Source organism: Microbacterium sp. NPDC097977 (genome assembly GCF_040302605.1).
GTDB lineage: Bacteria > Actinomycetota > Actinomycetes > Actinomycetales > Microbacteriaceae > Microbacterium.
Genome location: NZ_JBEOUR010000106.1, coordinates 1 through 8336, shown reverse-complemented (window position 1 = coordinate 8336; position 8336 = coordinate 1). Strand labels below are relative to the sequence as shown.

Genomic DNA, 8336 nt, shown 5'->3' with positions numbered 1-8336 from the left:
CCCGGGCCCGAAGGCGCGGGCGGCTCGACGAGCCGGATCAGACGCGGCGACGCTTCGGCGGGCGGCAACCGTTGTGCGCCTGCGGGGTGACGTCCTGGATCGAACCGACCTCGAGGCCGGCGGCCGTCAGCGAACGGATCGCGGTCTCGCGACCCGAGCCCGGTCCCTTGACGAAGACGTCGACCTTCTTGACGCCGTGCTCCTGCGCCTGGCGGGCGGCCGACTCGGCAGCCATTCCTGCGGCGTAGGGGGTCGACTTGCGCGAGCCCTTGAAGCCCACGCCACCCGACGATGCCCAGCTGATGACAGCTCCGGACGGGTCGGTGATCGAGACGATCGTGTTGTTGAACGTCGACTTGATGTGGGCGTGGCCCAGTGCGATGTTCTTCTTTTCCTTGCGGCGCGGCTTGCGCGCGGCGGCCTTGGGTGCAGCCATGAAAGTGTTCTCCTAGTCCCTGGGGCCGCGCTTAGCGGGCCTTCTTCTTGCCTGCGACGGTGCGCTTCGGGCCCTTGCGGGTACGGGCGTTGGTCTTGGTGCGCTGACCACGGACCGGGAGGCCACGACGGTGGCGGATGCCCTCGTAGGAGCCGATCTCGACCTTGCGGCGGATGTCTGCGGCGACCTCGCGGCGCAGGTCACCCTCCACCTTGTAGGTTCCTTCGATGTGGTCGCGGAGGGCGATCAGCTGGTCGTCGCTGAGGTCCTTCACGCGGATGCTCTCATCGATGTCCGTCGCCTTGAGGATCTCGACCGAGCGGGTACGGCCGACGCCGTAGATGTAGGTAAGGGCGATCACCACGCGCTTGTCGCGCGGGATGTCAACGCCGGCAAGACGTGCCATGCGGTTCTCCTGGGTTTCTTAGAGGTGTGGAGCAGGATCGGTGCTCGGGCCTCTGCCCCGAGGTGTCCCCTCCGCCGGCTCCTGAGCCTGACGGAGGATCTGATCCTGCCGGTGTGTGTTGAGTTGTGAGTCGATCCGAAGATCCCTGTCGGCGATGCCGACGAGGGTCAGCCCTGGCGCTGCTTGTGGCGCGGGTTGCTCTTGCAGATCACCATGACGCGGCCGTGACGACGGATCACCTTGCAGTGATCGCAGATCGGCTTGACGCTGGGGTTGACCTTCATGATGTTTCCTGTTCGCTGTCTTCGTACCGCCCCGAGCTGGGGCAGGCCGTTACTTCTCGACCGATCAGCGGTAGCGGTAGACGATACGGCCGCGGGTGAGGTCGTAGGGGCTGAGCTCCACGACCACGCGGTCCTCGGGGATGATACGGATGTAGTTCTGCCGCATCTTGCCTGAGATCGTTGCCAGGACCTTGTGTCCGTTGCTCAGTTCAACGCGGAACATCGCGTTGGGAAGAGCCTCGGAGATCACGCCCTCGATCTCGATGACACCGTCTTTCTTAGCCATAGCCTCGCTGACGCTTCTGCAGACCGGTCGATCTGCGGTGGGTGGGTGGATTGCGGTTCTCGCGCCGATTCAGACACGCCGAATCAAGGCGCAAAGCACCAAGGATCTATGTTATCCGACAACGGGAGTTCCGGCAACCTGGAAGGCGACCGGAACCCCCGCCGGAGCACAGCAGCCGGTCAGCCGAGGATCTTGGCGAACTCCGTCGCGATCTCGGAGTTGTCGATGCGGTCTCCGTTGATGGCGACGGTCGGCGTGCCGAAGCGACCGGTGGCCGGATCCGTGGGGGTCTCCTCCGTGCGAGTCGCGACGAAACGCGAGTAGGTGCCGTCGGTGATGCAGTCCGCGGCGCCGGCGGCGCCGGCCTGCTTCGCAAGCTCGATCAGCTGATCGTCGGCGAGCCCCGCGGTGTTTTCCTCGGGCTGGTTGGTGAAGAGGAGGTTGAAGTAGTCGAGCGCGGCATCGGGGGCTTCCGTAGCGACGCAGTACATGGAGTTCGCTGCTCTGGTGGAGAACTCGGTGCCCTGTGAGGCGCGGTCCAAGATCGAGATCGGGTGGATGTTCAGCGTGATCTTGTCATCGGCGGCGGCACCCTGCAGCTGCTCGCCGTACGCGTCTTCGAACTGCCCGCAGACGGGGCACATGAAGTCGACGTACGTGTCGATCGTGTCTTCGCCGGACCCGAAGCTGATCGCACCCGTCTTGTCATTCACGATCGCGCTCTTCGGCGCTGGTCCCGGCGCGGTCGCCTGGTTGTTGAGGTTCACCACGACGAGGGCGAGGACGGCCAGCACGACCACCACTGCCGCCGAGACGCCGATCACGAACCAGTTGGTGTTGCTCTTCGCAGCTGCCATGGATCTTCCGTTTCTGTCGAGGCCGCGCCCGCTGCGGGCCCGGCCTGAAATCCTCGGGTGCATGCGCACCCATACACCCATTGTGCCCGGAGAAACCTATGCGCGCGTTGTGATGATGCTCTGCATGACGATCATCGCTCCGGCCGAAGGACCGGGTGTCAGGGGATGGGAGTGGGCGTCACGCCGAAGGCGGCGAGTCCCGCCGCTCCCCCGTCTGCGGCGGTGAGCACCCAGATGCCCCCGTCGTGCAGCGCGACGCTGTGCTCCCAGTGCGAGCCGTCGGTGCCGTCGACGGTCGACACCGTCCAGTCGTCGTCCTCGACGAACGTCTCGTCGCTGCCCGCGGTGACCATCGGCTCGATCGCGAGCACCAGTCCCGGCTTGACCTCTGCGCCGGGATCCGGCGTGCGGTAGTTGAAGACGCTCGGCGCTTCATGCATCTTGCGGCCGATGCCGTGCCCGACGTACTCGCGGAGGATCCCGTAGGTCTCGCCGGAGACCGCTGACGGCCCCTGTGCCTCGATGAATCCCTGGATCGCGGCGCCGATGTCGCCCAGATGCGAAGCGGACGCCATGGCGGCGATGCCGGCCCACATCGAGCCCTCGGTGACCCGGGACAGCTCGAGACGCTGAGCGACCAGCTCGGGACGGCTGTCATCGGGGACGACGACCGTGATCGCGCTGTCGCCGTTCCAGCCCTGGTACTGCGCTCCGCAGTCGATCGAGACGATGTCGCCCGCCTGCAGGATCCGCTCGCCGGGGATGCCGTGCACGACCTCGTCGTTCACGGAGATGCAGGTCGTGTGCCGGTAGCCGCGCACGAGCTGGAAGTTCGACTCCGCACCGCGGGCGAGGATCACCCGGTTCGCCTCGGCGTCGAGCTCGAGCGTGGTGACACCCGGACGGATCAGCGGGCGCACGGCATCGAGTGCCGCCGCCGTGATGAGGCCGGGTTCGACCATCGCGCGCAGCTGCGCGGGGTTCTTGTAGATCGACTTGCGGAACATCGGAGGCGATCAGGCCGCGAGGCGGAGACCGCGCGCGGCCAGCGCGGCGAAGATGCGCTCGGTGATCTCGTCGAGCGATCCGATGCCGTCGATCCGGTCGACGATGCCGCGGGGGCCGTAGACCTCGAGGATCGGCGCCGTCTCGTGCTCGTAGATGTCGAGACGGTGGGCGATCGCCTCGTCGGTGTCGTCCGAACGGCCCTGCTCCGCCGCGCGGAGCTTGAGTCGCTGGATGCTCTCGTCGCGCGACACGTCGAGCAGGATCACCGCGTCGAGCGACTCGCCGCGGCCGGCGAGGAACGCGTCGAGGTGCGCGACCTGCGCACTGTTGCGCGGATACCCGTCGAGGAGGAAGCCGTCGGCCGCGTCATCCTGAGAGAGACGATCGCGCACGATCTCGCTGGTGAGCTCGTCGGGAACCAGGTCGCCCTTGTCGAGGACCGCCGTGACCTGCTGGCCCAGCGGCGTCCCCTCCTTGATGTTCGCGCGGAAGATGTCTCCGGTCGAGACGACCGGGATCCCGTACGACTCGGCGATGCGCACGCCCTGCGTGCCCTTGCCGGACCCCTGGGGGCCGACGATCAGGAGACGAGCGGATGCCGTCATCGGAGGAGCCCTTCGTAGTGACGCTGCTGCAGCTGTGCATCGATCTGCTTGACCGTCTCGAGACCGACGCCCACGATGATGAGGATCGATGCGCCACCGAACGGGAAGTTCTGGTTGGCGCCGACGGTGGCGAGGGCGATGAGCGGGATCAGTGCGATCAGACCGAGGTAGATCGAGCCGGGCAGCGTGATGCGCGTGAGCACGTAGTCGAGGTACTCGGCGGTCGGGCGACCTGCACGGATACCGGGGATGAACCCGCCGTACTTCTTCATGTTGTCGGCGACCTCGACGGGGTTGAAGGTGATCGCGACGTAGAAGTACGTGAATCCGATGATGAGCAGGAAGTACGCGGCCATGTAGACCGGGTGGTTTCCCGTGGTGAAGTTGGTGCTGACCCAGGTGACCCACGCGGCCGGCTCCGAGCCGTCCTGCGGGGTGTTGAACTGGGCGATGAGCGCCGGGATGTACAGCAGCGACGAGGCGAAGATCACGGGGATCACACCGGCCATGTTGACCTTGATCGGGATGTACGTGTTGGTGCCGCCGTACGTCCGACGTCCCACCATGCGCTTCGCGTACTGCACGGGGATGCGCCGCTGCGACTGCTCGACGAACACGACCAGCGCCATCACGATGATTCCGACCAGGAGCACCAGGAGGAAGACCTCGAAGCCCTTGCTCTCCCAGATGAGCCACATGGCCCCGGGGAAGGTCGCGGCGATCGAGGTGAAGATCAGCAGGGACATGCCGTTGCCGATGCCGCGCTCGGTGACGAGCTCCGCGAACCACATGATGAGCCCGGTACCGGCCGTCATCGCCATGATGATGAGCAGCTGCGCCCACCACACGTCGTTGGTGAGCAGGTTCTGGCAGGCGGCGACGTCGGTGGTGCCGAACAGCTGTCCGCTGCGGGCGACCGTGACGAGGGTCGTGGACTGCAGCAGCGCGAGCGCGATGGTGAGGTACCGCGTGTACTGCGTCAGGCGGGCCTGACCGGCCTGGCCTTCTTTGTGCAGTGCCTCGAAGTGAGGGATGACGACCCGGAGGAGCTGCGTGATGATCGTCGCGGTGATGTACGGCATGACGCCGAGCGCGAAGATCGACAGCTGGAGGAGCGCCCCGCCGGAGAAGAGGTTGACCAGCCCGAGGAGTCCTTCGGTGCCCGAGTTCTGCGCGAGGCACTCCTCGACGTTCGGGAAGTTCACGAACGGAGCAGGGACATTCGAGCCAAGTCGGTAGATGGCGACGATGGCGAGGGTGAAACCGATCTTCCGACGCAGGTCGGGCGTGCGGAAGATCCGCGCGATGGCGCTAAACAAGGACGTTCCTCCTGAAAAGGTTGCCGTCCCTGAGGGACGGCTGAAAGAACAGGCTAACCCATAAGAGGGGCCGGAGAATCTCCGACCCCTCTCATGAAGTGGTTACTTGACGGATCCGCCTGCTGCCACGATCTTCTGCTCGGCAGAACCCGAGACCTTGTCGACCGCGACGGTGAGCTTGACGGCGATGTCGCCGTCTCCGAGAACCTTGACCTTCTCGTTCTTGCGAACGGCACCCTTGGCGACCAGGTCGCTGATGGTGACATCGCCACCGGAGGGGTACAGCTCCGCGAGCTTCTCCAGGTTCACGACCTGGTACTCCACGCGGAACGGGTTCTTGAACCCGCGCAGCTTCGGGGTGCGCATGTGCAGAGGCATCTGCCCACCCTCGAAGCCGACGCGAACGGTGTTGCGAGCCTTGGTGCCCTTGGTACCGCGACCCGCCGTCTTGCCCTTGGAGCCCTCACCGCGACCGACACGGGTCTTCGCGGTGTTGGATCCGGGGACCGGACGCAGGTGGTGGACCTTCAGCACGCCGGGGCGGGATGCCGGAGCATCCTTCTTCGGCGCAGCCTTCTTGGCAGCCGGCTTCGAGACGGCGTCGGCCTTGGCGTCGGACGCCTTGGCCGGTGCCTTCTTGGCGGCGGGCTTCTTGGCGGCTGCGGCCTTGGGAGCGGCAGCCTTCTTCGGGGCCTTCTCGGCGCCTTCGGCTTCGTTCTTCTCAGCCATTAGTCGATCTCCTCAACCTTGACGAGGTGGGCGACGGTCTTGACGTAACCGCGCGTCTGCGCGTCGTCGGGGCGCACGGTGCTGTCACCGATGCGCTTCAGACCGAGGCTGCGCAGCGTGTCACGCTGGTTCTGCTTCTCGCTCACCTTGGACTTGACCTGCGTGACCTTCAGGCGCGCAGCCATCAGGCACCTACCTTCTGTGCGGCGATGGCGTCAGCCTCCGCACGGACGAGACGCGCGGGTGCGACCTGGTCGAACTCGAGGCCACGACGTGCGGCGACCGCACGGGGCTCCTCGAGCTGCTTCAGGGCGGTCACCGTGGCGTGCACGATGTTGATCGTGTTCGACGAACCGAGCGACTTCGACAGCACGTCGTGGATACCGGCGCACTCGAGCACGGCGCGGACCGGACCACCGGCGATGACACCGGTACCGGCAGCGGCCGGACGGAGCAGGACGACGCCTGCTGCGGCCTCACCCTGCACGGGGTGCGGGATGGTGCTTCCGACGCGCGGAACGCGGAAGAAGTTGCGCTTGGCCTCTTCGATGCCCTTCTGGATGGCCAGAGGGACCTCACGAGCCTTGCCGTAGCCGACGCCGACCAGGCCGTTGCCGTCGCCGACGACCACGAGAGCGGTGAAGCTGAAGCGACGACCACCCTTCACGACCTTCGAGACGCGGTTGATGGTGACGACGCGCTCCAGGAACTGGTTGTCGCCGCGGTCGCGCGAGTTGCGGTCACGACCGCCACCCTGGTTGCGATCGCGACCGCCACCGCGGCGGCCCTCGCGGGCAGGCTCGGCCTGGGTCGTGCCGGCGGCCGTCTCAGAGACGACCGGAGCCGTCTCGGGAGCGGCAGCAGCCGTTTCGGTCACTTCGTTCTCCTTGTTGTCACTCACAGTGCCAGACCCCCTTCGCGGGCGCCGTCGGCGATGGCGGCGACACGACCGGCGTAGCGGTTGCCGCCACGGTCGAACACTGCCTCGGAAACGCCAGCGGCCTTCGCGCGCTCGGCGAGAAGCTCGCCGACCTTGCGGGCCTTGGCGGTCTTGTCACCCTCGAGCGAGCGCAGGTCGGTCTCGAGCGTCGAAGCCGACGCGACGGTGTGACCCTTGCTGTCGTCGACAAGCTGCACGAAGACGTGGCGAGCCGAACGGTTGACGACGAGGCGCGGACGCACCTCGGTGCCGACGACCTTCTTGCGAAGGCGGGCGTGACGACGCGCGCGGGCGTCAGACTTTGACTTGAGAGCCATGGTTACTTACCACTCTTTCCGGCCTTGCGACGCACGATCTCGCCGGCGTAGCGCACGCCCTTGCCCTTGTACGGCTCGGGCTTGCGGATCTTGCGGATGTTCGCAGCTGCCTCGCCGACAGCCTGCTTGTCGATTCCGCTGACGGTGAGCTTGTTGTTGCCCTCGACCGTGAGCGTGATGCCGGCGGGCGGGTCGATGAGGACCGGGTGCGAGAAGCCGAGGGCGAACTCGACCGAGCTGCCCTTCTGCGCCACGCGGTAACCGGTTCCGACGACCTCGAGACCCTTGGTGTAGCCCTGGGTCACGCCGATGATGTTGTTGTTGATGAGCGTGCGGGTCAGGCCGTGAAGCGACCGCGACTCGCGCTCGTCGTCGGGACGGGAGACCAGAACCTGGTTCTCCTCGACCGCGACCTCGATGGGCTTGGCGACCGTCAGGGTGAGCTCACCCTTGGGGCCCTTCACCGCGACCTCACGGCCGTCGACCGAGATGGTCACGCCCGCGGGAACGTCGATGGGAAGTCGTCCAATACGCGACATTTTCGATTACCACACGTAGGCGAGAACTTCTCCGCCCACGCCCTTCTGCTCTGCCTGACGGTCGGTGAGAAGACCGGAGGAGGTGGACAGGATGGCCACGCCGAGGCCGCCGAGGACACGGGGCAGCTCGGTGGACTTCGCGTACACGCGGAGGCCGGGCTTCGACACGCGCTTGATGCCCGCGATCGACCGCTCGCGGTTGGGGCCGTACTTCAGCTGGAGGGTGAGGTTCGAGCCGACGCGTGCGTCAGTCGTCTCCCATCCGGCGATGTAGCCCTCCTGCTGGAGGATCTCGGCGATGTGCGTCTTGAGCTTGCTCGACGGCAGGGTCACGGAATCGTGATGCGCCGAGTTCGCGTTGCGCAGACGGGTCAGCAGATCTGCGACCGGGTCTGTCATTGTCATTGTTGTTTTCCTTTGTTCATGAGGTTCCGGCTGCCGTTACACGACAGACGGCCTGCGATGACACGCAATCTTCAATTGTACGGGATCGGGCGGGGGGGGGGGGGGCCCCCCCCCCACCCCAAGAACACCGACGGGGGTTCATATAGGAATGGGGGACGCCGGTTGGCACAAACACCCCACCAAACAAAAACCACAAAACAGCTAG

At 66.0% G+C, this 8336-nt stretch carries 14 protein-coding genes; all 14 read right to left on the bottom strand.

Features of this window, described 5'->3' with window-relative positions:
* Positions 1-37: 37 nt before the first annotated feature.
* Positions 38-436: a 30S ribosomal protein S11 gene (rpsK, locus tag ABTZ43_RS16240; RefSeq protein ID WP_045253826.1), complete on the bottom strand. Its 399-nt coding sequence runs from the start codon at positions 434-436 to the stop codon at positions 38-40.
* Between the two features lie 31 nt (positions 437-467).
* Positions 468-842: a 30S ribosomal protein S13 gene (gene rpsM, locus ABTZ43_RS16235; protein ID WP_045253827.1), complete on the bottom strand. Its 375-nt coding sequence runs from the start codon at positions 840-842 to the stop codon at positions 468-470.
* Between the two features lie 167 nt (positions 843-1009).
* Positions 1010-1126 (bottom strand): 50S ribosomal protein L36, encoded by a 117-nt coding sequence (gene rpmJ / locus ABTZ43_RS16230; RefSeq protein ID WP_005050492.1) that lies wholly within the window; start codon positions 1124-1126, stop codon positions 1010-1012.
* Positions 1127-1190: 64 nt separating this feature from the next.
* The gene (gene infA, locus ABTZ43_RS16225) at positions 1191-1412 is read right to left on the bottom strand and encodes a translation initiation factor IF-1 (protein WP_017201569.1); all 222 of its coding nucleotides are present in this window, start codon (positions 1410-1412) and stop codon (positions 1191-1193) included.
* Positions 1413-1591: 179 nt separating this feature from the next.
* Entirely contained in the window at positions 1592-2269 is a 678-nt protein-coding gene (locus ABTZ43_RS16220) for a DsbA family protein (RefSeq protein ID WP_350539532.1), read from the bottom strand.
* 158 nt (positions 2270-2427) lie between these two features.
* On the bottom strand, positions 2428-3276 hold the full coding sequence (gene map, locus ABTZ43_RS16215; RefSeq protein ID WP_350539531.1) for a type I methionyl aminopeptidase: 849 nt from the start codon (positions 3274-3276) through the stop codon (positions 2428-2430).
* Positions 3277-3285: 9 nt separating this feature from the next.
* Positions 3286-3882 carry an adenylate kinase gene (locus ABTZ43_RS16210; RefSeq protein WP_056420004.1) on the bottom strand — a complete coding sequence of 199 codons (597 nt, stop codon included), beginning with the start codon at positions 3880-3882 and terminating at the stop codon, positions 3286-3288.
* On the bottom strand, positions 3879-5201 hold the full coding sequence (gene secY / locus ABTZ43_RS16205; RefSeq protein WP_056420002.1) for a preprotein translocase subunit SecY: 1323 nt from the start codon (positions 5199-5201) through the stop codon (positions 3879-3881). Before secY ends, ABTZ43_RS16210 begins: the two co-directional genes overlap by 4 nt.
* A 102-nt stretch (positions 5202-5303) precedes the next feature.
* Positions 5304-5930, bottom strand: coding sequence for a 50S ribosomal protein L15 (gene rplO / locus ABTZ43_RS16200; protein ID WP_082539484.1), 627 nt, complete (start codon positions 5928-5930; stop codon positions 5304-5306).
* Complete coding sequence (gene rpmD / locus ABTZ43_RS16195) at positions 5930-6115, bottom strand: 50S ribosomal protein L30 (RefSeq protein ID WP_042538783.1); 186 nt, start codon at positions 6113-6115, stop codon at positions 5930-5932. The genes rplO and rpmD overlap by 1 nt, the downstream gene beginning before the upstream one ends.
* Positions 6115-6807 (bottom strand): 30S ribosomal protein S5, encoded by a 693-nt coding sequence (rpsE, locus tag ABTZ43_RS16190; RefSeq protein WP_279625477.1) that lies wholly within the window; start codon positions 6805-6807, stop codon positions 6115-6117. Before rpsE ends, rpmD begins: the two co-directional genes overlap by 1 nt.
* A 20-nt stretch (positions 6808-6827) precedes the next feature.
* On the bottom strand, positions 6828-7187 hold the full coding sequence (rplR, locus tag ABTZ43_RS16185) for a 50S ribosomal protein L18 (RefSeq protein ID WP_029260926.1): 360 nt from the start codon (positions 7185-7187) through the stop codon (positions 6828-6830).
* A 2-nt stretch (positions 7188-7189) separates the two neighbouring features.
* Entirely contained in the window at positions 7190-7726 is a 537-nt protein-coding gene (gene rplF, locus ABTZ43_RS16180; RefSeq protein ID WP_045253834.1) for a 50S ribosomal protein L6, read from the bottom strand.
* A gap of 6 nt (positions 7727-7732) precedes the next feature.
* A complete protein-coding gene (rpsH, locus tag ABTZ43_RS16175) occupies positions 7733-8131 on the bottom strand; it encodes a 30S ribosomal protein S8 (protein ID WP_045253835.1) in 399 nt (132 codons plus the stop codon).
* Between the last annotated feature and the right edge of the window lie 205 nt (positions 8132-8336).